This window comes from Bacillus sp. AFS001701 (assembly GCF_002559405.1).
Lineage (GTDB): Bacteria > Bacillota > Bacilli > Bacillales > Bacillaceae_G > Gottfriedia.
Genome location: NZ_NTZO01000396.1, coordinates 1 through 554 on the forward strand (window position 1 = coordinate 1; position 554 = coordinate 554).

The window sequence follows — 554 nt, forward strand, 5'->3', positions numbered from 1 at the left end:
ATTGGCAAGAAACTCTCTTATATCATGTTTTTTTTATCAAAAACGAAAATGAAAATTTGCTAATTATTCTTGGCTCAGAAATAGGATTAGATCGTCGTTTAGATTTGCCATCAGAATCAGATTGGTATAGTAAATCGGAGCATTTTTTGAAATTATTACAATGGATCATCGAGCCTTATTCTACTGTTGCTTTCACTGAACCAGAACAGTTTCATCTTGAAGGAAAAGGACATCAATCTAATTTTGTTTCTGACGTTTCTTTGATCGAGCTTTATTATGAGAATGAATCTTTACATGCTACAACCGAGGAATTTGAAGAATTTAAATCGATATTGGTAGAAGGAAAATTGGGGGAATTAGAAAAACGATTTAATTTTACTAAGGTACTTGAATCAATCGATCAAATCGAGTTAGCAAAAGGAGATTCTTTAAGATCAATGAAAAATCATTTTATAGCCGCTTGTGGAATAATCTCCCAATATGCAATTGATTCTGGTACAGATAATGAATATGCAAGAACTTTAGCGGATAAATATATTAATTTAGTTGAAAGG

Annotated in this window: 1 protein-coding gene; it reads left to right on the forward strand. The window is 31.2% G+C overall.

Translation table 11 applies throughout. The features are described 5' to 3' along the window. Nucleotides 1-554, forward strand: a 554-nt coding sequence (locus CN514_RS20000) for a hypothetical protein (RefSeq protein WP_176525993.1), incomplete at both ends; no start/stop codon positions are given.